24 protein-coding genes and 2 tRNA genes are annotated in these 26,155 nt (G+C 70.8%); 15 read left to right on the top strand and 11 right to left on the bottom strand.

What is annotated here, in order from left to right; translation table 11 throughout:
• Positions 1-184 precede the first annotated feature (184 nt).
• Positions 185-1,561, top strand: a complete 1,377-nt coding sequence (locus ACFYO5_RS26500; protein ID WP_388713166.1) for a hypothetical protein — start codon at positions 185-187, stop codon at positions 1,559-1,561.
• Here the strand turns inward: ACFYO5_RS26500 and ACFYO5_RS26495 are convergent.
• Both ACFYO5_RS26495 and ACFYO5_RS26490 read right to left on the bottom strand, forming a co-directional pair.
• Positions 1,525-3,162: a protein kinase gene (locus tag ACFYO5_RS26495; protein ID WP_388713163.1), complete on the bottom strand. Its 1,638-nt coding sequence runs from the start codon at positions 3,160-3,162 to the stop codon at positions 1,525-1,527. The genes ACFYO5_RS26500 and ACFYO5_RS26495 overlap by 37 nt on opposite strands.
• Positions 3,163-3,361: 199 nt before the next feature.
• The gene (locus ACFYO5_RS26490; RefSeq protein ID WP_388713160.1) at positions 3,362-3,910 is read right to left on the bottom strand and encodes a helix-turn-helix domain-containing protein; all 549 of its coding nucleotides are present in this window, start codon (positions 3,908-3,910) and stop codon (positions 3,362-3,364) included.
• A gap of 184 nt (positions 3,911-4,094) precedes the next feature.
• Here ACFYO5_RS26490 and ACFYO5_RS26485 point away from each other — a divergent pair.
• Positions 4,095-4,167 (top strand) — tRNA-Ala (locus ACFYO5_RS26485).
• Positions 4,168-4,293: 126 nt separating this feature from the next.
• On the opposite strand, the gene ACFYO5_RS26480 is transcribed toward ACFYO5_RS26485, so the two are convergent.
• Positions 4,294-4,995: a DUF5324 family protein gene (locus ACFYO5_RS26480; protein ID WP_388713157.1), complete on the bottom strand. Its 702-nt coding sequence runs from the start codon at positions 4,993-4,995 to the stop codon at positions 4,294-4,296.
• Positions 4,996-5,328: 333 nt separating this feature from the next.
• Between ACFYO5_RS26480 and ACFYO5_RS26475 the strand changes: the two genes are divergently transcribed.
• Positions 5,329-5,856 (top strand): peptidylprolyl isomerase, encoded by a 528-nt coding sequence (locus ACFYO5_RS26475; protein WP_388713154.1) that lies wholly within the window; start codon positions 5,329-5,331, stop codon positions 5,854-5,856.
• A gap of 170 nt (positions 5,857-6,026) precedes the next feature.
• On the top strand, positions 6,027-6,920 hold the full coding sequence (locus tag ACFYO5_RS26470) for a rhomboid family intramembrane serine protease (RefSeq protein WP_388713151.1): 894 nt from the start codon (positions 6,027-6,029) through the stop codon (positions 6,918-6,920).
• A gap of 255 nt (positions 6,921-7,175) precedes the next feature.
• Here ACFYO5_RS26470 and crgA read toward each other — a convergent pair whose 3' ends face one another.
• Positions 7,176-7,430: a cell division protein CrgA gene (gene crgA / locus ACFYO5_RS26465; protein ID WP_086767093.1), complete on the bottom strand. Its 255-nt coding sequence runs from the start codon at positions 7,428-7,430 to the stop codon at positions 7,176-7,178.
• A 141-nt stretch (positions 7,431-7,571) separates the two neighbouring features.
• Between crgA and ACFYO5_RS26460 the strand changes: the two genes are divergently transcribed.
• Genes ACFYO5_RS26460 through ACFYO5_RS26435 form a run of 6 tightly spaced genes read left to right on the top strand, consistent with a single transcriptional unit; the run spans position 7,572 to position 11,730 of the window.
• Complete coding sequence (locus ACFYO5_RS26460; protein ID WP_388713146.1) at positions 7,572-8,360, top strand: DUF881 domain-containing protein; 789 nt, start codon at positions 7,572-7,574, stop codon at positions 8,358-8,360.
• A gap of 30 nt (positions 8,361-8,390) precedes the next feature.
• The gene (locus ACFYO5_RS26455; protein WP_388713144.1) at positions 8,391-9,068 is read left to right on the top strand and encodes a class E sortase; all 678 of its coding nucleotides are present in this window, start codon (positions 8,391-8,393) and stop codon (positions 9,066-9,068) included.
• Between the two features lie 16 nt (positions 9,069-9,084).
• Positions 9,085-9,282, top strand: coding sequence for a hypothetical protein (locus ACFYO5_RS26450; RefSeq protein ID WP_388713729.1), 198 nt, complete (start codon positions 9,085-9,087; stop codon positions 9,280-9,282).
• Positions 9,279-9,917 carry an aminodeoxychorismate/anthranilate synthase component II gene (locus ACFYO5_RS26445; protein ID WP_388713141.1) on the top strand — a complete coding sequence of 213 codons (639 nt, stop codon included), beginning with the start codon at positions 9,279-9,281 and terminating at the stop codon, positions 9,915-9,917. The genes ACFYO5_RS26450 and ACFYO5_RS26445 overlap by 4 nt, the downstream gene beginning before the upstream one ends.
• Complete coding sequence (locus ACFYO5_RS26440) at positions 9,914-10,942, top strand: class E sortase (RefSeq protein WP_388713138.1); 1,029 nt, start codon at positions 9,914-9,916, stop codon at positions 10,940-10,942. Before ACFYO5_RS26445 ends, ACFYO5_RS26440 begins: the two co-directional genes overlap by 4 nt.
• Positions 10,943-10,971: 29 nt before the next feature.
• On the top strand, positions 10,972-11,730 hold the full coding sequence (locus ACFYO5_RS26435) for a class E sortase (protein WP_388713135.1): 759 nt from the start codon (positions 10,972-10,974) through the stop codon (positions 11,728-11,730).
• A 101-nt stretch (positions 11,731-11,831) separates the two neighbouring features.
• Here the strand turns inward: ACFYO5_RS26435 and pknB are convergent, their stop codons facing one another.
• From pknB to ACFYO5_RS26405, 6 genes are all read right to left on the bottom strand, one after another.
• On the bottom strand, positions 11,832-13,820 hold the full coding sequence (gene pknB / locus ACFYO5_RS26430) for a Stk1 family PASTA domain-containing Ser/Thr kinase (protein ID WP_388713132.1): 1,989 nt from the start codon (positions 13,818-13,820) through the stop codon (positions 11,832-11,834).
• Positions 13,821-13,989: 169 nt separating this feature from the next.
• Entirely contained in the window at positions 13,990-15,462 is a 1,473-nt protein-coding gene (locus ACFYO5_RS26425) for a peptidoglycan D,D-transpeptidase FtsI family protein (protein ID WP_388713129.1), read from the bottom strand.
• Positions 15,459-16,910, bottom strand: coding sequence for an FtsW/RodA/SpoVE family cell cycle protein (locus tag ACFYO5_RS26420; protein ID WP_388713126.1), 1,452 nt, complete (start codon positions 16,908-16,910; stop codon positions 15,459-15,461). The genes ACFYO5_RS26425 and ACFYO5_RS26420 overlap by 4 nt, the downstream gene beginning before the upstream one ends.
• A 27-nt stretch (positions 16,911-16,937) precedes the next feature.
• A complete protein-coding gene (locus ACFYO5_RS26415) occupies positions 16,938-18,485 on the bottom strand; it encodes a Stp1/IreP family PP2C-type Ser/Thr phosphatase (protein ID WP_356561058.1) in 1,548 nt (515 codons plus the stop codon).
• A gap of 140 nt (positions 18,486-18,625) precedes the next feature.
• Positions 18,626-19,141: an FHA domain-containing protein gene (locus ACFYO5_RS26410; RefSeq protein WP_356561056.1), complete on the bottom strand. Its 516-nt coding sequence runs from the start codon at positions 19,139-19,141 to the stop codon at positions 18,626-18,628.
• Positions 19,142-19,151: 10 nt separating this feature from the next.
• On the bottom strand, positions 19,152-20,033 hold the full coding sequence (locus ACFYO5_RS26405; protein WP_388713122.1) for an FhaA domain-containing protein: 882 nt from the start codon (positions 20,031-20,033) through the stop codon (positions 19,152-19,154).
• Positions 20,034-20,582: 549 nt separating this feature from the next.
• Between ACFYO5_RS26405 and ACFYO5_RS26400 the strand changes: the two genes are divergently transcribed.
• The 5 genes from ACFYO5_RS26400 to ACFYO5_RS26380 all read left to right on the top strand — a co-directional run bounded on the left by ACFYO5_RS26400 (position 20,583) and on the right by ACFYO5_RS26380 (position 24,884).
• Positions 20,583-20,666, top strand: a tRNA-Leu gene (locus ACFYO5_RS26400).
• A 653-nt stretch (positions 20,667-21,319) separates the two neighbouring features.
• Complete coding sequence (locus tag ACFYO5_RS26395; RefSeq protein ID WP_388713119.1) at positions 21,320-22,798, top strand: DUF2252 domain-containing protein; 1,479 nt, start codon at positions 21,320-21,322, stop codon at positions 22,796-22,798.
• 21 nt (positions 22,799-22,819) lie between these two features.
• Positions 22,820-23,290, top strand: coding sequence for a hypothetical protein (locus tag ACFYO5_RS26390; protein WP_388713117.1), 471 nt, complete (start codon positions 22,820-22,822; stop codon positions 23,288-23,290).
• Between the two features lie 34 nt (positions 23,291-23,324).
• On the top strand, positions 23,325-24,122 hold the full coding sequence (locus tag ACFYO5_RS26385; RefSeq protein WP_356561048.1) for a J domain-containing protein: 798 nt from the start codon (positions 23,325-23,327) through the stop codon (positions 24,120-24,122).
• 432 nt (positions 24,123-24,554) lie between these two features.
• Positions 24,555-24,884: a rhodanese-like domain-containing protein gene (locus ACFYO5_RS26380; protein WP_356561210.1), complete on the top strand. Its 330-nt coding sequence runs from the start codon at positions 24,555-24,557 to the stop codon at positions 24,882-24,884.
• A gap of 94 nt (positions 24,885-24,978) precedes the next feature.
• Here the strand turns inward: ACFYO5_RS26380 and ACFYO5_RS26375 are convergent, their stop codons facing one another.
• Positions 24,979-26,112: an acyl-CoA dehydrogenase family protein gene (locus ACFYO5_RS26375; RefSeq protein ID WP_388713114.1), complete on the bottom strand. Its 1,134-nt coding sequence runs from the start codon at positions 26,110-26,112 to the stop codon at positions 24,979-24,981.
• Between the last annotated feature and the right edge of the window lie 43 nt (positions 26,113-26,155).

Raw genomic sequence — 26,155 nt, 5'->3', positions numbered from 1 at the left:
TTGTGTTGCGGGGCACGCCGACCCGGTCTAGGGGAAGCCGTTTCGGACGTTCGCGCGGTATGCGCGGGCGGGGTGTCGGTCGGCGGGGCAGGATGGCCCGGGCCGGCGGGACGCGGCCGGGGCAGGGCAGCGCCAGGTCGGGTCAGGGCCGCTGCCGACGAGGACTTGGGCGAGGGGGCGTGTGATGGACCGGCGTACGGGGTGGGTGACCGCACTGCGCGAGGTCGTGGCACGGACGGCCGTCGGGCGGGTCGCCGCCGTGGCGGCGGTGTTGTGCGTGGCCTCGGCCGGGCTGCCGGGGACCGTGGCCGCGGCCGCCGGTGCGGCCGACGTGCCCGCCTACGCCTTCGACCGCGACGCCCGCGCCATCGCCGCCGCCGAGGGCACCACCGACGCCGTACGTCTGGAGCCGGGCACCACCTACCGCAGCGCTCTCGCGGGCAGCGGGAAGGTGTTCTACCGGCTGGAACTCGACGACGCCTCGAACGCGTACGTCTCCGTCACGGCCGTCCCGCGCGCGGGCACCACGCTCGCCAGCGGCGACGGCGTCAAGGTCTCCGTACAGAACGCCGACAGCGGCAGCTGCTCCTACGACACCGTGACCGTGGGCGCCTCAAGGGACCCCCACCCGATCACCGCCTGGGGCGCGCGCGAGATCCTGGTCGGCAAGGGGCTCTGCCAGGAGGCGGGCACCTACTTCCTCGTGGTCGAGCGCACCGAGACCGGCACCGAGACCGGCCGGCCCTGGGAGCTGGAGCTGGCGCCCGTGTCCGAGCCGCCGTTGGCCGGGGCAGGCGCGACGAGTGTGCCCGAGGCCTGGAACTCCGCCACGCCGGCGCCCCTCGTCGGGGAGCCCGTGGACCGGCCGGGCGGTGGGGGCTTCTCCGGCGCGGCCGCCGTGGGACAGGGTGTCTGGCGGGACGAGATCGTCCCCGGACAGACCCTCTTCTACAAGGTTCCGGTCGGCTGGGGGCAGCAGCTGTACGCCACCGTCGACCTGGACAGCGCGGGCGCGGACTCGGGATTCGTGGTCCCGGCCCTCGACCTGACCGCCTACAACCCGGTGCGCGCCGAGATCGCCGACACGAGCATCGGCTACGGGGGCACCCAGAAGTCGACCTCCCTGCCTCTTCTGCCACCGGTCCGGTACGTCAACCGGTACGCCCCCACCGACCCGACCCAGAGCCTGCGGTTCGCCGGCTTCCACTACCTGTCCGTATACCTGTCGGCGCGCGTCGGCGAACGCTTCGGCGACGGGCCCTACGGGATGAGGCTGCGCGTCCGGATCGGCGGGGCCGCGCAGGCCGGACCGGGGTACGAGGGCCGGTCGGTGCCCAGCGGTGTCGTCGACACCGGCACGGGCGGCGGTCGGAGCACCCCGGCCGGTGGTACGGCCGAGGGCGGCGACGGCGCTGGGGGCGCAGGGGCGATGACGGCGGTCGCCGTGGGCGGTATCGGTACCGGCAGCGCGCTGCTGCTGGTGCTGGGTGTGTGGACGGTGACGGCCCGGCGTCGCGCCTCCGCTCAGATCCGGGCCAGCGCCCAGAATCCGACGGCGTAGCAGACCAGCGCCAGCAGCAGGAGCGGCAGAGCGACCTTGGTGGGCGGGCCGGGGCGTCGCGCCGCCCGGGCACGGCGGTGGCCGCGGCGGCGGACGCGTTCCGGTGGGGCGGCGACTGGGCCTGTGGGAGGGGGTGCCTGGGGGTCCTGCGCGGTGTAGGAGGCGGTGGAGGTGTCGACGTGCCGGGCCGGTGCGGGCCGGGACGGCAGGACGAAGGTGGAGTCGCCCGGGGCGCTGGGAGCGGGGGCCTGCCGGTGGGCGGCGGCGCCCGGATCCAGTGGGGGCGGCAGGGGGAAGCTGCCGGTGTCCGACATGGAGCGGACGGGGCCGGCGGACGAGGCCCGCACCGGCTGACGTGGATCGCCGGCTTCCGGAGGGCGAGGCGGCGCGGCCGGCGCCGGTGCCGGAACGCCCGCCGCACCGGGACCGCCGGGCGGAGGAGACCCGGCCGGTACGGCGTTGTCGGCGCCGGCCTTGCGCGGTAAGGCGCCCGCACTCGGCTCCGGGCGGCCGTGAGGTACGGGATCCCGTCGCGGCGGCGCCGAAGGCCGCACGGCGGGTGGCGCGGAGGGCGGGGCCGGAGTTCCGGACGGGACGGAACCCGTGCCTGGCCATGCCGGGAGGGGATCGTGGCCGTGCTCGCCGGAGAGGGCGCCGCTGGTGTCTCGCTGTGGGGAGATCCGCCCGCGGGGCGCGGGTCCGGCGACCCCCGGTGCCGGTCTCAGAGGGCCCTGCGGTCCGAACCCCGCAGGGAGAGGCCCGAGTTGGTCGAAGATCTCGATCTCTTCGTCGTCCGGGCCGGGGTCGGGGAGCAGCTCGGCCGCCGCGGCCAGTGCCTTGCGCGTTCCCGTGGCCGTGCGGAAGCGGGCCTGGGGATCCGGTTGCAGCAGCGTGGCCACGACCTGCCACAGCGGCTCGGGAACTCCTTGGGGAGCGCCCGGAGTTCCATGATCCGCGAAGTACTGAAGAAGGGCCTTGGCGTCCGGCTTGGCGCCCTCCAGGAGGTACAGGGCGACCAGGCCGACGGCGAAGAGGTCGGCGGGGAAGTCGGGATCGGCGCCCATCATCTGTTCGGGGGCGAGGTAACCGGGCGTCCCCACCACCAGGTTGGTCTCGGTCAGCCGCGGTTCGCCCAACCGCATGGCGATGCCGAAGTCGGACAGCCGCAGCCGCGGCCGGGCCGTACCGGTGGCCTCCAGCAGGATGTTGGCGGGCTTGATGTCACGGTGGACCACGCCCTCCGCGTGGACCGCGGAGAGCCCGGAGAGCAGCTGGTCCAGGAGTGCGCAGACGAAGCGGGGAGGCAGTGGGCCGTAGTCGTTCACGAGGTGGACCAGGGAGCCGCCGGCCACCAGGTCCATGGTGAAGAGGACCTTGTCGTCGTCGGCGGCCCAGCTGGCGGGAGCGAGGACATGGGGATGGTCGATGCGCAGCGCCTGCTCACGCACGAAACGGAGCAGCGCGTGGGCGTCGCTCTGCTGGAGCACCTTGGCCGCCACATAGCGGCGTCGGCGATGGTCCCAGGCACGCCAGACGGCGCCGACCCCTCCGCGGCCGATCGGGTCGGCGAGTTCGTACCGTGCGGCGAAGACCTCACCCATGGCGGTGCGTCGCTCCTCCCCCTCGGATTTCCCCCTGTTGTTCCTCGCTACCCCGGTGATGAGTGATACGACCCCCGTGGCCCGTCACGATCCGGCTCGCGTCATCCCCCGGCGAAGAGCGCCACCCCTGCGCTCCTCGCGGTCCCGCACTGTGCCGTCGTCCCGGTCGCCGAACCCCCTTCGGTCTCCGGGACCGGGCTCAGCTCTGGTGGGACTGGTAGTGCGCCACGGCGTCCGAGGTGCGACCGGCGCCGTAGACCCTGAGGAACTCCGCCAGTTCCGGATGGGTCGGGGCGAGGGCGTCGGCGGCGTCGATGATGTCGCCGGCGGCGGCCACCGAGCGCAGCAGCGACTGGATCTCGCGGACGACCCGCTTGACCGTGGGTGCCCCCGAACCGCTCGTCGTCTGTGTGGTGGCGCTGAGCACCGATCCTCCTTGCGACCGCTTGATCTCGTCCATGCGTTCGGTCGCCTCGGCCGCGCTGACGCTGCCGTCCGCCACCTGGGCCGCCAGTTCCTGCAACTGCTGCACCCGCTGCACCACCGCCGGGTTGCCGATCTTCGCCCGCTGACCGCTCATCAGCTGCGACAGCATCGGCGCCGACAATCCCAGTACCCCCGCGAGACGCGCCTGGTTGAGACCAAGATCGTCGATGAGCTTACGGAAGAGTGCCCCCAGCGGCTCCCCGTACCAGTTCCGCTGCAGTTCCCGCGCTCTCGCGGTGGCTTCCTGCTGTGCGGCGTCCATGTGCGTCTCCCCATCGCTTCCCCAAGAAACCGCGGTTCGCTGTAGCGAACCACGCGGAGCATCTTACGGAGAGTGGTCATCCGCGGGGACCCCCAATCTTTTTGCAAGATACGGGGGGTGACCCGGTACTCTGGTCGTCGGCGCCCGCCGGGATCGGTTCCTCCGGCCGGACGCTTTCCCGCGAGGGGCCTTAGCTCAGTTGGTAGAGCGCTGTCTTTGCATGGCAGATGTCAGGGGTTCGACTCCCCTAGGCTCCACATCGAAAGAGCCCCTCCGTCCGGCGACCACCGGACGGAGGGGCTCTTTCTCATGGGCCCCCCGTGCGACCGCTGTGCGATCCCTGGGTGACCCCTTGTTTCACGTGAAACGTGGGCGGAAAAAGCTCAGCCGCGGTCCTCGCGGCTCGAGGTCTCCTCGTCCTCCTTCGCCTGCACCTCAGGATCCAGGGCCGAGGCGTCGGTGCTGCCGTCGACCGACGTCAGCCCGCCCGCGGCGGGTACCTCGGTGGCGGCGGGCGGTTCGACCAGCCAGTCCGGGTTGGCCTGCTTGTCCCACCACTTCCAGGCGGCGAAGGCGCCCCCGGCCACCACACCTGCCACCGCCAGTGCCTTGGCGAGCTTGCCCGCCCTGGCCCGGCGGCGGTGCTTGCGCACGAGCTTCTCAATCTCCCTCGGCGTCACCTGACCGCGCAGGGCGGCCAGCGCGGCGACGCTGCGGGCAGTGGCCTGGTCCCTCACGGGCCCGGCGGCGGCCACCGCCTGTTCGAGCTTCGGACGGGAGTAGTCGGCGGCCTGCCGGGCGGCCAGGCGCGTACGGAGAGCCGCTTCATGAGCGGCCTGGTCGACTTTCGGCGGGACATGCGCCAACGCCTGCTCCAGGCGGGGCGCCACCCGGGCGTCGTACTGGACGCGGGCCTGTTCGGCGGCCTGCGACACCTTGGGCGCGAGCCGTACGCGGGCCTCGTGCGCGTAGAGCGCGGCCCTCTCCTTGGCCGTGTCGGCGTAGGGCGCCACCACTTCCGCGGCGTGCAGCACGCTGTCCTTCGCCGAACCGGTCGCGGCGCGCACGCTGTCGATGCGGGTCACGGGTTCCTCCTCCTCGGTGGCGTACGGTATTTCGACTTTCCACCCTTTTACGGATCATGCCTGCCGACGGCCTTCTGGGCATGCGCGGACGGGCATACGGGTGCCGGACGCCCGAGTTGTCCTGATCGGATGCAAGGGCGGATGAATACGGGGCAACGGGAACTTGTCGTCGACAATGCCACGGATCGGCCGGGCTTGCCCCCGTCCCGGACGGGTCCGGCGCTTTTCCGTAGGCGAAGTGGGCGGTTCCTGTGCTCGGTCGGTGGTCGGACGACGCACCTTCGTGGGCGTGCGAGGATCGGTGGGTCACAGAAAGACAACGGAAGGCAGACCGTGGCCGAGCAGCTCTACGCCACCCTGAAGACCAACCACGGCGACATCGTGGTCCGGCTCTTCCCGGACCACGCGCCCAGGACGGTCAAGAACTTCGTCGACCTCGCCACCGGGGGGCGGGAGTGGACCCACCCCGCCACCGGCGAGAAGTCCACGGCCAAGCTCTACGACGGCACGGTCTTCCACCGGGTGATCAGCGGCTTCATGATCCAGGGCGGTGACCCGCTGGGCAACGGCACCGGCGGGCCCGGCTACCAGTTCGAGGACGAGTTCCACCCGGACCTGCGCTTCGACCGGCCGTATCTGCTGGCGATGGCCAACGCCGGGCCAGGCACCAACGGCTCGCAGTTCTTCGTCACCGTCTCCCCCACCGCCTGGCTGACCCGTAAGCACAGCATCTTCGGCGAGGTCACCGACGTGGCGAGCCAGAAGGTCATCGACGCGATCGCGGGCGTCCAGACCAACCCGCGCACCGACCGCCCGCTGAAGGACGTCGTCATCGAGTCGGTCGTCGTCGAGAAGCGTTAGGGCCCCTCGTTCGGATCGTGCCGGGCCGGCGGGGTCGCCGATCCGGCCCGACCCGGCCGAACGAGAGCCACCCAGGGCGCGGCGCCCGGTCGCCGCGGGAACCAATCGCCCCGCTCGTCCGTAGGGACGGTCGGGGCACAGCCCTGTTCACGACGAGATCGGGGGAGCCCATGGATCAGGCGCCAGGCAGCCGTCCGGACGACGCTCGCAGCGGCCTGCCGGTCTGCTACCGGCACACGGACCGCGAGACCGGCGTGCGCTGCACGCGCTGCGAGCGTCCTGTCTGCCCCGAGTGCATGGTGAGCGCCTCCGTCGGTTTCCAGTGTCCGGAGTGCGTGCGCAACGGCTCAGGCACGGGGCACGCCCCGACGGCGAACCGGCCCCGCACCCTCGCGGGTGGCACGGTCGCGGCCGACCCGCATCTGGTGACCAAGGTCCTCATGGGCCTCTGCCTCGCGGTGTTCGTGGTGCAGCTGGCTGTCGGCGACCGGTTCACGGACCGGTTCAGCCTGCTGGGGCTGGCGTACGTGCCCGAGCTGGGCTCGGTGGAGGGCGTCGCCGAAGGCCAGTGGTACCGGCTGCTGACCTCGATGTTCCTGCACCTGGACTACTTCCACATCTTCTCCAACCTGCTCAGCCTCTGGTTCGTCGGCCGGTATGTGGAGGAGGCGCTCGGCCGTACCCGCTATCTGGCGCTCTACCTGCTGTCCGGGCTGGCCGGCGGAGCCCTTGCCTATCTGGTGGACGCGCCCAACCAGCCCTCGCTCGGCGCCTCGGGCGCCATCCTCGGTGTCTTCGGCGCCCTGGCCGTCCTGGTGCGCCGGCAGCGCTACGACATGCGGCCGATCGTCGCGATGCTGGTGATCATGGCGATCATCACCTTCGGGTGGAGCAACGTCTCCTGGGAGGCGCACGTCGGTGGCCTGGTGGGCGGTGCCGTCATCGGCTTCGCGATGGTGCACGCCCCCCGTGACCGGCGGGCTCTGGTGCAGTACGGCACCTGTGCCCTCGTGCTGGCCGTCATCGTGGTCGTCACCCTCCTGAGGACCGCCCAGCTCAGTTGAGCGCGGTGTCGGCCCCAGTTGTCCACAGCGCGTGCCCGATCTTGTGCATACCGTGCGGGAACACATGTGCCCCCTGTCACTGACCCGTGTTTCCGCAGGTCAGGCAGGGGGCGAACAAGCTTTCGAGTGCTGGCCGTTCTTCACACCGGCGTCAACATCCGAGAGGTTATCCACAGATGGTCGTTCTTTTTCCCCACTGTGGAAAACAGCTGTGGATAACTCGGTGGATACCCCTGGGCAGAGGTGCTCCGATGGCTACTTCCACTGGGTGGAGACGCCGAAGCCGGCGGCGATGAAGCCGAAGCCGACCACGATGTTCCAGTTGCCCAGGGCGTCGATGGGCAGCGAACCGTCGGTCACGTAGAACACGACGATCCAGGCGAGTCCGATGAGGAACATGGCCAGCATCACCGGCGCGACCCAGGCACGGCTGTTGAGCTTGATGGCGGTCGCCTGCTTCGCGGGCGGCGGCGTGTAGTCGGCCTTCTTGCGGATACGTGACTTCGGCACGAGGGTCTCTCCTGTCGATGCGCTGCGTGGCCGCGCAGGGTACTGGGTCGGGCTCGGGGCAGCGTACAAGGGGACACTGACCGCTCCCCCGGGCGTCCGTTAGCGTAGTGCTTCTACGGCGCCGAAGGAGATAAGGGTACGTTGAGCAATTCTGCCGACTTCCCCGGGACGGGTTCAACGGGTCCCGCTCCCGGCCGCCGTCCACGCCTGCGGCCGGTCCGGGTGCTCACCGCCGGCGTCTTCGCCCTCGCGGGTCTCATCTTCTTCACCAGCTTCGACACCGCCAAGGGCACCAACATCCGCACGGACGCCTCCCTGCTGAAGCTGTCCGATCTCATCCAGGAGCGCAGCCACAAGAACGGCGAGCTGGACGAGGTGAACGCGGCCCTGCGCGACGAGGTCGAGTCACTGGCCGAGGCCGACGACGGCAGCACCCGGGCCGAGGACGAGAAGCTGTCCCGGCTGGAGGACGCGGCGGGCACCCAGAAGGTCAGGGGCCGGGCGGTCACGGTGACGCTCAACGACGCCCCGCCGAACGCCACCGCCAAGCTCCCCGGCTATCCGGAGCCCCAGCCCGACTACCTGGTCATCCACCAGCAGGATCTCCAGGCCGTCGTGAACGCCCTCTGGCAGGGTGGCGCCGAGGGCATCAAGGTCATGGACCAGCGGCTGATCTCCACCAGTGCGGTGCGCTGCGTGGGCAACACCCTGATCCTCCAGGGCCGCGTCTACTCCCCGCCGTACAAGATCCAGGCGGTCGGGGATCCGGAGAAGCTCCAGCAGGCGCTCGCGGACTCCAAGGCGATCCAGAACTACATGGTGTACGTCAATGTCTACGGGCTCGGCTGGAAAGTCACCGAGGACGGCACGGTGACTCTGCCCGGCTACTCGGGCACAGTGGATCTGCACTACGCGAAGCCGGTGGAGTAGCCGGGACCAGCCGCCTCTGGGGAGCCGCCGGTGCGCGTGATCGTCAGAACCGTCAGCGAAGTGTTCGTCACCGTCGGCACCCTGATCGTCCTCTTCGTCGTCCACCTCCTCTTCTGGACCGGTGTGCAGGCCGACCGCGTCATGGACGACCAGATCGACAGCCTCGAGCAGCAGTGGGAGCGGCAGCCCGCGGCCGTGCCCGGCGTCTCCGCGCAGCCGGCGCCGCCGACGCCGTACAGGGAGGGGAAGCCCTTCTCGATCATGTACATCCCGCGGCTCGGTTTCACGTGGAACAAGCCGGTGCTCGAGGGGACGGGCACGGGGACCCTGCAGAAGGGGCTCGGCCACTACGCGGGGACCGCGCGGCTCGGGCAGACCGGGAACTTCTCCGTCGCAGGTCACCGGCGCACCTATGGCGACCCCTTCAAGGACTTCCCGAGGCTGCGGCGCGGGGACGCGGTGGTGCTGACGGACGGCACGACCTGGTTCACGTACCGGATCGATCAAGGGCCGTACAAAACCGTGCCCACGGACGTCGAGGTGATCGACCCCGTGCCACGTAAGTCGGGGTATACGCGTCCCGGACGCTATCTGACGCTGACGACGTGCGACCCCGAGTGGGGGCACAGTCACCGGCTGATCGTCTGGGCGCACCTGGACTCCACACAGCCTGTGGAGGCAGGCAGACCGAAGGCCCTGCGCCGCTAGTCTGGTGAGGTACGGCGTGAGTCTGGTGCCGTGGTGCGACGGAAGGGACGGCATGTACGGCTGGATCTGGCGGCATCTGCCGGGAAACGCGTGGGTGAAGGCGCTGATCTCGATCGTGCTGGCTCTGGCCGCGGTGTATCTCCTCTTCCAATACGTCTTCCCGTGGGCCGAACCGCTGCTTCCCTTCAACGATGTGACGGTGGACAACCAGTGAGCGCGCGCATTCTCGTCGTCGACAACTACGACAGCTTCGTCTTCAACCTGGTCCAATACCTGTACCAGCTGGGCGCCGAGTGCGAGGTCCTGCGCAACGACCAGGTGTCGACGGCGCACGCCCAGGACGGCTTCGACGGCGTCCTGCTGTCCCCGGGCCCCGGCACCCCGGAGGAGGCCGGCGTCTGCGTCGACATGGTCCGCCACTGCGCGAGCACCGGCGTGCCCGTCTTCGGGGTCTGCCTGGGCATGCAGTCGATGCAGGTGGCGTACGGCGGCGTGGTGGGCCGGGCGCCGGAGCTGCTGCACGGCAAGACGTCGCCGGTGGAGCACGGCGGCAAGGGTGTCTTCGCCGGTCTGCCCTCGCCCTTCACGGCGACCCGCTACCACTCGCTCGCGGCCGAGCCGGCGACGGTCCCGGCCGAGCTGGAGGTCACGGCCCGCACCCACGACGGCATCGTCATGGGCCTGCGCCACCGTGAACTGCCCGTCGAAGGGGTGCAGTTCCACCCGGAGTCGGTGCTCACCGAGCACGGGCACCTGATGCTGGCCAACTGGCTGGTGGAGTGCGGCGACCGGGGTGCCGTGGCAAGGTCGGCGGGGCTCGCCCCGGTGGTGGGCAGGGCCACGGCGTGACCGCATTGCGCCCCGAGCGTGAGGACCTGTACGGCGGCGAGCCGTACGAGCGTCCCCTCGACGAGGAGACGGTGGCGCTGCGTGTGCCGCCGCCGCCCGGGTTCGTGTTCGGCGGCGAGTCCATATCCGCTTCTGGGGCCTCAACTGCCGCTCCGCCGACGGGAACCCCGGCGGGGGGCCGCGCGGCCCGCAGAAAGGCCGCCAAGGGCCGTCACGGGCGTCATGGAGGCCATGGGGCTCCTGGGGGGCATGGTGGCGACGGCGGGGTCCATGGCGGCCCGGAGGATCCTCCGGGATCGGCGGGAAGGCCGCTGTCGCGGGTGGAGGCCCGTCGGCGGGCGCGGGCCCGCAAGCCGGGCGCGGCGGTCGTCGCCAGCCGGGCGGTCGGCGAGGTGTTCATCACCGCCGGGGTGCTGATGCTCCTGTTCGTCACCTACCAGCTGTGGTGGACGAACGTCCGGGCGCACGCGCAGGCGGACCGGGAGGCCAGCAGCCTCCAGGACGACTGGGCGAGCGGCAGGCGCAACCCCGGCGCCTTCTCACCGGGACAGGGCTTCGCCATCCTGCACATCCCCAAGCTGGACGTGGTGGTGCCGATCGCCGAGGGCATCAGCAACAAGAAGGTGCTCGACAAGGGCATGGTCGGGCACTACGGCGAGGACGCGCTGAAGACGGCCATGCCCGACGCGAGGACGGGCAACTTCGGGCTCGCGGGCCACCGCAACACGCACGGCGAGCCGTTCCGTTACATCAACAGGCTTCAGCCGGGCGACTCGATCGTCGTGGAGACGCAGGACGAGTACTTCGTCTACAAGATGGCGTCGATGCTGCCGGTGACCTCGCCGAGCAACGTGAGCGTCCTCGACCCCGTGCCGTCGGGCTCCGGATTCACCGGGCCGGGCCGGTACATCACGTTGACGACGTGCACGCCGGAGTTCACCAGCAAGTACCGGCTGATCGTCTGGGGCAAGATGGTCGAGGAACGGCCGCGCAGCAAGGGCAAGCCGGATGCGCTCGTCGAGTAGGCGTGCAGTCGAGTAGGGGCAGAGTGAACGTGGCAGCGACCACCGGCGACACCGAGCACGAAGAGCACAGCGGCGCGCGGGCCGCCACCGCCTCCGGACCCCCGCGGCGGCGCGGCGGCCGGGTCACCCAGGCGGTCGCCGTCTTCGGTGAACTCCTCATCACGGCCGGGCTGGTGCTCGGCCTGTTCGTCGTCTACTCCCTGTGGTGGACCAACGTGGTCGCCGACCGCAAGGCCGACCGGCAGGGCGACAAGGTCCGCGACACCTGGGCGCGGGAGGACACCGGTCCCGGCGCGCTCGACACCAAGGACGGCATCGGCTTCCTGCACGTGCCCGCCATGGGGAACGGCGAGGTCCTGGTCGAGAAGGGCACCACGTCGAAGATCCTGAACAACGGCGTCGCCGGCTACTACACCGACCCGGTCAGGGCCACTCTCCCGACCAGCGGCAAGGCCGGGAACTTCGCCCTCGCCGCCCACCGCGACGGACACGGCGCCAAGTTCCACGACATCGACAAGCTTGAGGAGGGCGACCCGATCGTCTTCGAGACCAAGGACGACTGGTACGTCTACAAGGTCTACGCCGTCCTCGCCGAGACCTCGAAGTACAACGTCGAGGTCCTCGGCGCGGTCCCGAAGGAGTCCGGCAGGAAGAAGGCCGGCAAGTACATCACCCTGACCACCTGCACGCCCGTCTACACGAGCCGCTACCGGTACGTGGTGTGGGGAGAGCTGGACCGCGTGGAGAAGGTGGACGCGGAGCGGACGCCGCCGAAGGAGCTGCGCTGAGAGCGGGCCCGTGAAGCGTCACCGGGCATGAGCGAAAGGCCTCGGGCCCTGCCGGACGGATGGTCCGGCAGGGCCCGAGGCCTTCTCGCGCAGGGTGGCGGCTATCCGGAGGTCCCGCTGAAGAAGCCGCCTCCGCCGTCGTTGCCGCCGTTGTTCCCGCCGCCGCCGATGGTGATCAGGTTGACCGTCTGGCCCTTGTTCACCGTGCTGCCCGGGGCCGGGTCGGAGTTGATGACCGTGGCGTTGTCGTCGTCGACGGTGACGTTGCCGACGTTGAGACCCGCGTCCTGGAGGGCCTTCTTGGCGTCCTTCAGCTTCATGCCCTGGAGGTTGCCCGGCACCTGGGTCTGCTGGTTCTCGGGCGCCTTGCCGATCCGGATCTGGACCTGGGAGCCCTTGGTGGCCTTCGAGTTGGCCTCGGGCGTGGTTCCGATGACCTTGCCGACCAGGTTCTGGTCCTGCGTCTCGACGTCGGTGCAGTTGCCGACCAGGTTGTTGGCCTCCATCTGCGCCTTGGCCTGGTCACAGCTCTGGTTGAGGACGTCGGGGACGGTCGACTTGTCCTCCGCCTTGGCGACGGTGAGGGTGATCTTGGAGCCCTTCTCCACCTCGGCGCCCAGCTTGGGGTCCTGCCCCGTGACGGTGCCCGCGGGCTCCGGGGACACCTCCTGCTTGGTGTCGACGACCAGTTGGTACTCGTCGCCTTCGAGCAGTTTCTTGGCGTCGTCGACGTTCTTGCCGAGGACACTGGGCACGGTCACCTTCGGCGCCCCCGTGGACACCACCAGGTTGACCGTGGAGTTCTTCTCGACCTCTGTCTTGGGGTCGGGGTCCTGGTCGCAGATGTTGCCCTTGGCCTGGTCCTCGCAGGGCTTCTGCGTGACGGTCCCGACCTTGAGGTCGACGTTGGCCAGCTGTTGGGCGGCGGCGGCCTGGGTCTTTCCGATCAGGATGGGCACCTGCACCGTGTCATTGCCCGTGCCGTTACCGGTGAACGCCCACTTCCCGATCAGGATGGCGCCCACGAGGACCAGCACGGCGGCGACGATCAGCAGGATCGTCGAGGTGTTGGACTTCTTCTGGCGGCGCCGGTCGGGGCGGTCGTCGTAGCCGAAGCCCACGTCGTCCGGGTTCATCGGGGGCAGCATCGAGGTCGCTCCGCCGTCCGCGGAGCGCAGCGCGGTGGTCGGCTGGTCGTCCGGGTAGCCGCCGTAGCCGACCGAACCCATGGCCGCGGTGGCGGCGACGGGCTGGCCGTCGAGGCAGGCCTCGATGTCGGCGCGCATCTCGTCGGCGGACTGGTAGCGGTAGTCGGGGTCCTTGACGAGGGCCTTCAACACGATCGCGTCCATCTCGGGCGTGATCTCGGGGTCGAAGACGCTGGGCGCCTGGGGCTCCTCGCGGACGTGCTGGTAGGCGACCGCGACCGGGGAGTCGCCGACGAACGGCGGCCGTACGGTCAGCAGCTCGTAGAGCAGACAGCCCGTCGAGTACAGGTCGGAGCGGGCGTCGACCTGCTCGCCCTTGGCCTGTTCCGGCGAGAGGTACTGGGCGGTGCCGATGACCGCCGAGGTCTGCGTCATCGTCATGCCGGAGTCGCCCATGGCGCGGGCGATGCCGAAGTCCATGACCTTGACCTGGCCGTTGCGCGTCAGCATGACGTTCGCCGGCTTGATGTCGCGGTGCACGATGCCGGCCCGGTGCGAGTACTCCAGCGCCTGGAGGATGCCGATGGTCATCTCCAGCGTCCGCTCCGGCAGCAGCTTGCGGCCGGAGTGGAGCAGTTCGCGGAGCGTGGAGCCGTCGACGTACTCCATGACGATGTACGGGATGGAGACCCCGTCCATGTAGTCCTCGCCGGTGTCGTAGACAGCGACGATCGCGGGGTGGTTGAGCGAAGCGGCCGACTGGGCCTCCCGGCGGAACCGGGCCTGGAAGGAAGGGTCGCGCGCGAGGTCCACGCGCAGCGTCTTCACCGCCACGGTGCGGCCGAGGCGGATGTCATGCGCGAGGTAGACCTCGGCCATGCCACCACGGCCGAGCACGTGGCCCAGCTCGTACCGGCCGCCGAGGCGACGCGGCTCTTCCATAGCTACCTACCAGCCCTCTCCGTCGGTCCCTACCGGCACACGTGTGCGGTGGGTGGCTGCCGTCCGGGCATACCGTACCCGGACGGCGCTGTGTGACCTGGCCAAGCCCGTCACCCGATACAGGACCGGTATCGCAACGTGCACCGATGTGTAGGCGACGTGATGGGGGTCACTTGTTGCTGTCGATGACTGCCTTCATCACGTCCCTCGCGATCGGGCCGGCGAGGCCGCCACCGGTGATGTCGTCACGGCTGGCGGCGCCGTCCTCGACGACGACGGCGACGGCGACCGGCGAGCTGCCGTCGGACAGCTTCGCGTAGGAGATGAACCAGGCGTACGGCTTCTCGCTGTTGTTCAGGCCGTGCTGGGCGGTACCGGTCTTGCCGCCGACCGTGACGCCGGAGATCTTGGCCTTGCCACCGGTGCCCTGCGGGTTGTTGACGACCGTCTCCATCATTTCCTGGAGCTTCTGCGCGGTCTCCGAGGAGACCGCCTGGGACAGCTCCTCCGGCTCGGTGGTCGCGATGGTGTCGAGGCTCGCGGCCCTGAGCTGGTCGACCATGTACGGCTTCATCAGCTTGCCGTCGTTGGCGACGGCCGAGGCGACCATGGCCATCTGGAGGGGGGTGGCCCGGTTGGAGGCCTGGCCGATGCCGTCCATGGCGTTCTGCGGCTCGTTGTCCTCGGGGTAGACGCTCTCCGAGGCGCGGACCGGGGTGTCCAGCTCCTTGTTGTTGTAGCCGAACTTCTTGGCCTGCTCGATCATCTTCTCGTTGCCGACGCTGTCGGCCATCTTCGCGAAGACGGTGTTGCAGGACACCATGAGCGCGTACCGCAGGGAGGCGTTCTCGCACTCACCGTGCTCGTTGGTGAGGTCGGTGGTGGTCTTCGGCAGCTGGTACGGGTCCGGCGTCTTGGTGGCGTCGTCGATGCCCGACACGATCTTGTTCTCCAGCGCCGCGGCCGCGGTGACCACCTTGAAGGTGGAGCCCGGCGGGTAGGTCTCGCGCAGCGCCCGGTTCAGCATCGGGTCGTCGGGGTTGTTCTTCTTCTGGACCGCGTTCCACGCCTTGGCGTCCTCGTCGGAGGTCCCGGCGAACTTCGACGGGTCGTACGACGGCGTCGAGACCAGCGCGAGGATCTTGCCGGTGGCCGGGTCGATCGCGGCGACGGCACCCTTCTTCTTGCCCAGACCCTCGTACGCGGCCTTCTGGGCGGCGGCGTTGAGGGTGGTGACGACGCTGCCGCCGGCCTTCTTCTTGCCCGTGATCATGTCGAGCGTGTTGCGGAAGAAGAGGCGGTCGTCGTTGCCGCTGAGGATGCCGTCCTCGAGCTTCTCCAGCTGGGTGGCGCCGAAGGCCTGCGAGGAGTACCCGGTGACCGGCGCCCACATGGGGCCGTTGGTCCAGGTGCGCTTGTACTTGTAGTCGCCGTTCTTGTTCTCCACCGAGCCCGTGATGGCCTTGCCGTCGACGATGATGTCGCCGCGCGGGGTGGCGTAGCGGGTGATGTTGACGCGGCGGTTCTCGTCGTCGCTCGCCAGGCTGTCGGCCTTGACGTACTGGATGTAGTTGTCGCGGAGGAGCAGCGTGAGGACCAGGAGGCCGCAGAAGATCGCGATCCGGCGCAGGGGCTTGTTCATGACGGGCGGACCACCTGGGTCATCTCGGCGTCGGGGTTGGAGGCGGGGACGGGTGCCGGTCGGCGTGCGGTGTCGCTGATGCGCAGCAGGATGCCGATCAGGGCCCAGTTGGCGATGACGGAGGAGCCGCCGTACGCGACGAACGGCAGCGTCATTCCGGTCAGCGGGATGAGGCCCATGACACCGCCGGCCACGACGAAGACCTGGAGGGCGAAGGCACCGGAGAGGCCGATGGCGAGCAGTTTGCCGAACGGGTCGCGGGCGGCGAGGGCGGTGCGCACGCCGCGTTCCACGATCAGCCCGTACAGCAGCAGGATCGCCATGACGCCGGCCAGGCCCAGTTCCTCGCCGAAGGTGGCGAGGATGAAGTCCGAGTTGGCGGCGAAGCCGATGAGGTCGGAGTTGCCCTGGCCGAGACCGGTGCCGAGGGTGCCGCCGGAGCCGAAGGCCCACAGGGCCTGCATCGCCTGTTCGGAGTGGAGGATGCCGTCCTTTACGCCTGCACGGCTGAGTTGGTACTCGTGCAGCGGGTCCAGCCAGGCCTGCACACGGGTCTGGATGTGCGGCTCGAAACTCGCCACGCCGACGGCGCCGACCGCGGACATCAGCAGACCGAACACGATCCAGCTGGTCCGCTCGGTGGCGACGTACAGCATGATGATGAACATTCCGAAGAACAGCAGCGACGTACCGAGGTCGGTCTCGAAGACCAGGACCAGGATCGAGATCACCCAGACGACGAGAATCGGACCGAGGTCCCGGCCGCGCGGCAGATACAGCCCCATGAAGCGGCGGCTCGCCAGCGCCAGGGCGTCTCTCTTGACCATGAGGTAACCGGCGAAGAACACCGCGAGGGCGATCTTCGCGAACTCACCGGGCTGGAGCGTGCCGAGGCCGGGGATCTTGATCCAGATCTTGGCGCCGTAGACGTTCGCGCCGAGGCCGGGCACGAGCGGCAGGACCAGCAGGAGCAGCGCGCCGGCCATGGAGATGTAGGTGTAGCGCTGCAGGACGCGGTGGTCCTTGAGGAAGATCAGCACGACCACCAGCAGGGCGACGCCCATCGCGGAGTACAGCAGCTGGCGTGGTGCCGCTTCGACGTAGTTCTTGGACAGCTGCAGTTTCTTCGACTGGTCCAGACGCCAGATGACGACCAGGCCGATCCCGTTCAGCAGGGTCGCCAGCGGCAGCATCAGCGGATCGGCGTACGGAGCGAACTTCCGTACGACGAGGTGGCCGATGCCCGCGAGCAGGCCGAGTCCGAGGCCGTAGCTCAACAGCCCGGGCGGCACCCGGTCGTTGATCGCCAGGCCCACGTTGGCGTACGCGAAGACCGGAATGAGGACGGCGAAGACCAGCAGTGCCAGCTCGGTGTTGCGCCGGCTCGGTGTGCCGATCGAGCCGATCGTGGACGTGTGGTGCGTCGGCGTGTTGGTTGTACTGCTCATCGTGTGACGGGGCCTCTCACGGCTTGCCTACTGCTTACCGCACAGCGAGACGACCTTCTTCTCATCCTCCGAGAGGGTGGGGCCGGGGCCGGGAGTGGCGGTCGCTGACGTGGACGGAGACGTGGACGGGGACGGGGCGGATCCCGACGGGTTCGGGGTCGGCGATGCCTTGGACGTGAGGGAGACGGGTGTGGTTCCCGCGCTGCCGCCGGCCTTGCCTGTGTCGGCCGTGGAGCCGGCCGAGCTGGGCGTCGTGATCGTCGACTTCGCCTGCTTGCGGCACGCGGACGCCTGCACGGCGAGTTCGTCGATCTTCTTCTGGGCGGTGGACCGGCTGCCTTCGGCGATCGTCGCCTCGACCAGCTTCTGCTGGTACTGCGGCAGGTACTTGAGTTCGATCTCGGGGTGGTCCTTCTCCACCTTGGAGAGCGAGACCCAGGCCAGGTCCTGGCTGATGCCCCGGTACAGCGCGACGTGCTCGCCCTTGGTGCCGACGTAGTACTGGGTCTGCGTCCAGCGCCAGCCGGCGTACATCCCGCCGCCGACGACGGCGAGTGCGAGCACGCCGTACACGGATCTCTTCAGCCACCGGCGGCCCTTGCGGGGTTTGACGAAGTCGTCGTCGCTGTAGTCGCCGAAGCCGTCGGTGGGGATGAAGCCGGTGACGTCGCCCGAGCCGGGCGGGCCGAACTCGCCGCCGCCGCCCTGCCCGCGGCCCTGACGGCCGAGGCCGGAGGCGCGGCCGGCCGGGGTCTGCATGATGCCGTTGTCGTGCGGCTGGAGCTGGTTCTCGGCGACGGCGCCGACCACGACCGGGGTGTCGGACAGCTGTCCGGCGAGGGTGTCACCGGTGTCGAGGTCGAGGACGTCGGCGATGATCACGGTGATGTTGTCGGGGCCGCCGCCGCGCAGCGCGAGCTGGATCAGCTCCTGCACGGTCTCCTGCGGGCCCTGGTAGCTGGCGAGGGTGTCCTCGAGCGTCTGGTGGGAGACGACGCCGGACAGACCGTCGGAGCAGATCAGATAGCGGTCGCCGGCCCGGACCTCACGGATCGACAGGTCGGGATCCACATGCTCGCCGCTTCCCAACGCCCTCATCAGCAGCGAGCGTTGCGGATGGGTGGTGGCCTCTTCCTCGGTGATCCGGCCCTCGTCGACGAGGCGCTGCACCCAGGTGTGGTCCTGCGTGATCTGGCTGAGTACGCCGTCCCGCAGCAGGTACGCGCGCGAGTCGCCGACGTGGACGAGCCCCAGCCGCTGGCCCGTCCACAGCAGCGCGGTCAGCGTGGTCCCCATGCCTTCGAGCTGGGGATCCTCCTCGACCAGCGAGCGCAGCTGGTCGTTGGCCCGCTGGACGGCCCTGCCGAGCGAGGTGAGGACGTCGGAGCCGGGCACGTCGTCGTCGAGGGCGACGATGGTGGAGATGGCCTCCGAGGAGGCGACCTCACCGGCGGCGGCGCCGCCCATGCCGTCGGCGATGGCGAGCAGGCGCGGACCGGCGTAACCGGAGTCCTCGTTGCCCTCCCGGATCATGCCCTTGTGCGATCCGGCGGCGAAGCGCAGTGACAGGCTCATGCCCACCTCGCCCGTCGGCCCCGGGTACAGCCGGTCATGTCGAGCCACACTGCCCACCCTCCGGTCGGGAGCGCGCCGGGGCCCGGGGTGCCGGCCGGCCTGGCGTGCTCGCTCCGCTCGCGCTCACTCATGATGTAGCACTACTTCCGAAGCTCGATGACGGTCTTGCCGATACGGATCGGCGCGCCCAGCGCGATCGGCGTGGGGGTCGTCAGCCGCGTTCGGTCGAGGTACGTGCCGTTGGTGGAGCCCAGGTCCTCGACGATCCACTGGCCGTCGCGGTCCGGGTAGATCCTGGCATGGCGGCTGGATGCGTAGTCGTCGTCCAGCACGATGGTGCTGTCGTGCGCGCGGCCCAGGGTGATGGTCTGGCCCTGGAGCGCGACGGTCGTGCCGGTGAGGGTGCCCTCGGACACGACCAGCTTCGTCGGCGCGTTGCGCCCCCTGCGCCCGCCCCCCGCGGCGGGTTGCTGGCGCTGTTGCGGGGGCGCCTGGCGCTGGGCCTGCTGTGGCCGGGCCGCTTCCCGGCGCGCACCGCGCTGGGTGACACGCGTACCGAACAGGTCGCTGCGGATGACCTGCACGGCCACGATCACGAACAGCCACAGTACGGCCAGGAAACCTAGCCGCATGACCGTGAGGGTCAGCTCTGACATTGCCCCCGCTTCACCCTTCGGCTTGCCGGTAAATGATGGTGGTGCTGCCCACGACGATCCGCGAGCCGTCGCGGAGCGTAGCGCGGGTGGTGTGCTGCCCGTCCACCACGATGCCGTTGGTGGATCCGAGATCCTGGATCGTCGAGGGCGTTCCGGTCCGGATCTCGCAGTGCCGACGCGAGACGCCGGGGTCGTCGATCCGCACGTCGGCCTCGGTGCTGCGGCCCAGCACGAGCGTCGCGCGGGAGATCTGGTGGCGGGTGCCGTTGATCTCGATCCAGTGGCGGGTCCGGGAGCCCGGCGCCGGGGCGCCCGCGAGGCCGCCGCCCGCCGCGGGGCGCTGACCGCCGGCCGCCGGCGGGTAGCCGTACCCGCCGGGACGGGCGGGCCCACCGGGCGGGGGTGCGGCGGGCATGGGGGGCGCGGCCGCCACTCCGCCGGCCGCGGGCGGATAGCCGTAACCGCCGGGCCGCTGCCCGCCGGCCGGCGGCCGCTCGGGCGCCTGCGCGCCGCTGGTGGAGGAGGCGAGGGTCCGGCTTCGCACCCGGTACAGACCGGTGTCGAGATCGTCCGCCTTCTCCAGGTTGACCTTGATGGGCCCCATGAAGGTGTAGCGCTGCTGCTTCGCGTAGTCGCGGACCATGCCGGCCAGTTCGTCGCCGAGCTGGCCGGAGTAGGGGCTGAGCCGCTCGTGGTCCGGCGTGCTCAGCTCCACGATGAAGTCGTTGGGTACGACGGTCCGGTCGCGGTTCCAGATGGTGGCGTTGTTGTCGCACTCCCGCTGGAGCGCTCCGGCGATCTCGACGGGCTGCACCTCGGACTTGAACACCTTGGCGAAGGTGCCGTTGACCAGACCCTCGAGACGCTGCTCGAATTTCTTCAGGACTCCCATGGGGCACCTCCTCCGTCGTGACTTGCGTCCCGTGTCCTGCTGCTTACCCGGTACTGCCTACCTGGTACTGCTTACTGATCGTATCCACGCGCCGGTGAATCGGCTGGTTCCCCCTGTCGACCCCGCCGACAGGTGTCGACGACGTCCTCCCTACCCGGTTCCGTACGGGCTTCTCCACGCGCATCCGATACGTGCATCCGATACGTGTTTGCGGTACGTGCATCCGATACGCGCTCGCGCTCGTACTTCCGCTCGTCCCTCCGCCCGTCCTTCCACTCGTCCTTCTGCCCAGGATCGTAGAGGCGGCCGAGGACCAGTGTCCCGCACCTGGCTGTGGAGCCGGCCCGCGTACTGGGGAGACGGCCTCCATAGGTACGAGGTTGATACGTGAACCGGTCGCCGCCGAGACGTGCGGAGGTTGCCGCGGGCATCTCGCGGTGACCCCTGCCCCGGAAGAAGGGATGTGAACGCACCCTGGCCCGCGTGCTAATGTTCTGCGTGTCGGAAGGCGCCGGACCACAAGGTCAACAGCCCGAAGACACACCCAATGCGCGGGTGGCGGAATAGGCAGACGCGCTGGATTCAGGTTCCAGTGCCCGAAAGGGCGTGGGGGTTCAACTCCCCCCTCGCGCACAGTTGAAAGCCCCGTAGGTCTTCGGACCTGCGGGGCTTTCGCGTGTCCGGAAGCGCTCGCGCGCGTGAGCTATCTCACGGGGGTGTGGTGGGGTTGGTGAGGCTGCGGATGGAGCTGGAGACGCGCGTCGGCTGAGGGGGCCTGTCGCCATGGCTTGCGGGCTTGCGGGCTTGCGGGCTTGCGGCCTGCGGGCTGCGGCTTGCGGCTTGCGGCCTGCGGTGCGTCGGCTGAGGGAGCCTGTCGCCATGACCTGCGGCCTGCGGCGGCCCGTCGGCTGAGGCGGCCCGTCGCCCGCGAACGGAGGCCCGTCGTGCTGTCGGCGGAGGCGGCCCGCCGCCACGGCCCGCCCACCAGCGCCCCGCCCTGCCCACCGCCCCGCCTGGCCGCGGCCCGTCGTGCTGTCGGCGGAGGCGGCCCGCCGCCACGGCCCGCCCACCAGCGCCCCGCCCTGCCCACCGCCCCGCCTGGCCGCGGCCCGTCACCCGCGGCTGCCGACCACCACCGTCCACCGAGCACCACCCTGTCCTCCCCACGCACAAGGCATCCCCACCCGGGTGGCGGGCCGCGGTTGACGGTGGTCGGGTGGCCCGTGGGTGGTTGTCCACAGGGTCTGACGGGATGTGGCCAGCGGCGGTACGGTCTGCACGAGTTGATGTTCGTTCGGGTGCGGGGGGAGGCGGTCGTGGTGACCGAGGTGGGTACTGACGTGGGTGTGGGCGCGGCTGCCGACGTGGGCGCGGGCGCGGGGTCGCGGCTTCCCCGGACGCGGGGATTCGCCGAGTGGCCCGCCTCCGGGTCGCCGAAGGAGGAGGGCAAGGCCCTGCGCCACCGGGTGCCGCGTGCGGCACACGCCGCGCTCGACCTGGCCGCCTCCCGCCCGGACGCGGTGACCGCGGTCGAGGAGTCCGGCCGGGGCCGCCTGCCCGAACTCACGCCGATACGGGTCGGCCGGATGGCGGCCACACCGTTCGCGTTCCTGCGGGGCTCCGCGGGTCTCATGGCCCACGACCTGGCCCGTACCCCGATGACCCGCGTCACGGCGCAGATCTGCGGCGACGCGCACGCGGCCAACTTCGGCCTGTACGGCGACGCCCGTGGCGGCCTGGTCATCGACCTCAACGACTTCGACGAGACGGTCGACGGTCCCTGGGAGTGGGACCTCAAGCGGCTCGCCACGTCGCTGGTGCTCGCGGGCCGGGAGGCCGGCGCCGACGAGGACACCTGCCGCCAGGCGGCACACGGCGCGGTCGGCGCCTACCGCCGCACCATGCGCCTGCTGGCCAGACTCCCGGTGCTGGACGCGTGGAACGCCATCGCCGACGAGGAACTCGTCTCGCACACCGACGCCCACGACCTGCTGGGCACGCTGGAGCGGGTCTCGGAGAAGGCGCGGGCCAATACGAGCGGGCGGTTCGCCGCGAAGTCGACCGAACCGACTCCGGAGGGCGGCCGGCGCTTCGTCGACGCCGCGCCGGTGCTGCGCCGCGTCCCGGACGCGGAGGCCGCCGCGGTGGCCGGATCCCTCGAGCAGTACGTGACCACACTGCCGGAGGACCGGCTGCCCCTGCTGGCCCGGCACGCGGTGCACGACGTGGCCTTCCGCATCGTCGGCACGGGCAGCGTGGGCACGCGGTCCTACGTCGTCCTGCTGCTGGACCACCGGGGCGAGCCGCTGGTGCTCCAGGTGAAGGAGGCGCGGGGCTCGGTGCTCGTGCCGCATCTGGCGACCGCCGGCTTCGAGACGCCGGCCGTCGACCACGAGGGGCGGCGCGTCGTCCTCGGCCAGAAGCGTATGCAGGTCGTCAGCGACATCCTGCTGGGCTGGACCACGGTCGAGGGCCGGCCCTTCCAGGTCCGCCAGTTCCGCAACCGCAAGGGCAGCGTCGACCCCGCCGCGCTCGCCGCCGACCAGGTCGACGACTACGGCCGTATGACCGGCGCCCTGCTGGCCCGCGCCCACTCGCACAGCGCCGACCCGCGGCTCATCGCCGGCTACTGCGGCAAGAACGAGGAGCTGGACGAGGCGATGGCGGCCTTCGCCGTGGCGTACGCCGACCGGACGGAGGCGGACCACACGGAGTTGGTGACGGCGGTGCGGACGGGGAGGATCGCGGCGGAGGCGGGGGTGTGAGCGCGGCATGAGGGGCGATCGGTGAAGTACGTCGAACTGGACGGCCGGGTCGGTGACCTCACCGGGGTCCTCGATCCGGGGCCGTACCTGGAGAAGCTGGCGGTACTGGGTGGGCAACTGCCCTCGGGGGCGCGCGCGTTCGCCACCGACCCGGGCCACTACGACTTCTCGGGCAGGCGATGTGTGAAGGACCTCCTGCCGACGCAGGCCCGCCGGACCGGGTCGGACGAACTGGTGATCCGCTTCGGGCACAACTGCTGGAAGCACGACGAGGACCTGGTCGTCCGCTACACGGGCGTCTCCCGCTTCCAGGCCGACGTTCTCGACGTCTGTGTCCTCGACGACCTCGGTGAGGTGATCCTCGACGAGATCCTCCCGCACCCCGGCGGCTGCACCCACGAACTGGCCTGCCGCCCCGGCACGCTCATCGTGGTCTGCCGTGATCTGGAGGCGGAGTGGGTGGCGGCGGACTGCCCGCGGGCCCACGGCTGAGGGGTCCGCGCCGGGGGTGCCCTACGCTGGTCGGGTGACGACCCCCGAAGCTGAGCAGCCGCGGCCCGAGGCGCGGCTTGAGCAGGCCGTGCGGGCCGCTGAGCAGGCGTTGATCGAGTTCGAGATCGCGGTGGAGACCTTCCGCGTCGAGGTCGAGAACTTCTCGCGGCTCCACCACCAGAAACTCGGTCCGATGTACGCCCGGCTCGATGAGCTGGAGGCGCAGATCGCCGAGGCCACGGCCGCCCGTACCGGTGATCCGGAGGACCTGCGCAAGGCGGCCGAGGCGCGGGCCCGGGTGATGCCGATGCCCGGGGTCGAGGAGCTGTTCCACGGCTGGATGGACGGCAACGGGCTGTTCCCCGAGGCCGAGGCGATGCTCACGGACCAGTCGGTGCGGCCCCCGCAGCGGGTGCGGCCCAGCGACGAGGCCCGCAAGCTCTACCGGGAGCTGGCCCGCAAGGCCCATCCCGACCTGGCGCAGGAGGATCCGGAGCGGGCGCGGCGCGAGGAGTTCATCACGAGGGTCAACGCCGCCTACGCCCGGGGAGACGAGGCCCTGCTGCGGGAGTTGGCCGAGGAGTGGGCGGCCGGCCCGGTCCCGGCGGAGCGTCGGCCGAGCCCCAGCGAGGAGCTGTACGCCCGCCTGGAGTGGCTCGCCGAGCGCAAGGAGATGCTGGCGCTGGTGGCGCGGGAGCTGGAGGAGGGCGCGATCGGCGCGATGCTCCGGATGGCGCCTGACGACCCCGACCGGCTCCTTGAGGAGATCGCCGACCAGCTCCTGGCCGAGGTGGCGAAGCGGGAGGCCGAGCTGGCGGAGCTGGCGGGCTAGGGTCTTCGGCCGGAGCGGGCCGGAGCGGGCCGGAGCGGGCCGGAGCGGGCCGGAGCGGGCCGGAGCGGGCCGGAGCGGGCCGGACCAGGCCGGACCAGGGTCAGGGGCGGGCCAGGGTGGGTCAGGTCCTGTCGGGCTTCCGTCGGGCGTCCGTCGGGATCGGTCGTGGTCTGTCAGGGCGAGGGGGCGGCCGCCGTGCGTCGAAACGCGGAGCAGCGGGTCGGGGCGGGGCCCTCGGCCGACGGCCGTGCGGTGAGGTGCGGTGCCGGGCCTCGCGGGCCCGGCGAAGTGCGGACGACGCGGACGACAAGGTCTGGGCGGGTCGCTTCGGGTCGGTCGTCACGCGACAGGTCTGGCTGCCGGGCCCGCGGCGGGAGCGTCGTCGGGTGCGGGGCGTCCGGTAGCGTCGGGGGTATGAGTTTCGGAGCTGGTGTGCCCACGGTCGGGGTCGAGGACCTCAAGGACGGCGACTTCCTGCTGGACGTCCGCGAGGACGACGAGTGGGAGGCGGGCCATGCCGAAGGGGCGCTGCACATCCCCATCAGCGACTTCGTCGCCCGCTACGGCGAGCTGACCGAGGCGGCGCCGCAGGATGGGCGGGTCCATGTGATCTGCCGCTCCGGCGCCCGTTCCGCCCAGGTCACCATGTACCTCGCCCAACAGGGCATCGACGCGGTGAACGTCGACGGCGGCATGCAGTACTGGTCGGCCGTGGGCCGCCCGGTGGTCACCGACGACGGACAGCCCGGCTTCGTCCTGTAGGTCTGCTGACGCGTGGGCCCGCGGCCGTGTACGCCGGGCCTTCCGGCCCGGCCCGCAGGCCCGTGCGGCCCGCGGAGGGCCGTGGGAGCCGGCTTCAGCCGAGCGCGTGGGCGGCCAGCAGGTCGCCGAGGGCTTCCTCGTGCGCCGCCGCGGGGCCCAGGGACAGCTCCAGGTGTTTGGCCCACGCGTGATAGCGGTGCAGCGGGTAGTCGACGTCGGCGCCGAAGCCGCCGTGCAGGTGCTGCGCGGTCTGCACCACCCGCCGTACGCCCTCCGAGGCCCAGATCTTGGCCACGGCGATGTCGCCGGAGGCGGGCAGGGCGCCCTGGGTGCCGGTGTCGAGCCGCCAGGCGGCCTGCCACAGGGTGGCCTCCATCGCGCGCAGGTCGATGTACCGGTCGGCGGCCTGCACGGCGACCGCCTGGAAGGTGGCGATCGGGTGTCCGAACTGCTCGCGCTGCCCGGCGTAGTCGCTGGTCATGCGCAGGACGCGTTCGCCGAGGCCGAGCGCCAGGGCGCAGGTTCCGGTGGCCAGCAGGCAGCGCAGCCACTCCCAGGCGCCGTCGGCGGTGATGACGTGCCGGCCGGGGACGCGCGCCGACTCGAGGCGCAGTTCGCCCAGGCGCTCGCCGGTGGTGGAGATCTGCTCGGCCAGGGAGGCTCCCGTGTTGCCGCGGGGGACCAGTGCCAGGACGCTCCGGTCGTCCGCGGTGTGCGCGGGCACGAGGACGAGGTCGGCGTCGTACGCCCAGGGCACCGCCGTCTGGACCCCGTCCAGCACCCACTCCGGGCCGTCCTGCCGGGCGGTCACGGAGAGTTCCGCGGCGTCGTGGCCGGTGCGGCCGTGCGCGGCGACGGTCAGGACGGTCTCGCCCCGGCCGGCCCGTGCGAGCAGCTCCGACTTGGCCTCGGGTCCTCCGTACGCCTGGACGGCGGCCGCGGCCGCGCTGCTCTCCAGGAGCGGGACGCGCGCCAGTACCTTCGCCGACTCCCGCAGCACCAGGCACAGGGCGACGGCGTCGAGGCCGCCCCCGCCGTACTCCTCGTCGAGCAGCAGGCTCAGCAGGTCCGCTCCCGCGAGCCTGTTCCACAGCACCCGGTCGAAGTCGTCGGCGACGGCGCCCCTGGTGAGGGCGGGGCTGGGTACGCCGTCGGGCGCGACGTCGGCGAAGACGCCTCGCGCGGCCTCGGCCGCCGCCTGCTGCTCCTCGGTGAAGGTGAAGTCCACGGCCTGTCCTCCCGACGGTCAGCGGATCTGACGGTCCGTCAAG

The organism is Streptomyces sp. NPDC006259, from assembly GCF_042870975.1.
In the GTDB taxonomy this organism is placed as follows: domain Bacteria; phylum Actinomycetota; class Actinomycetes; order Streptomycetales; family Streptomycetaceae; genus Streptomyces.
This window is presented reverse-complemented; position numbering and strand designations above follow the sequence as displayed.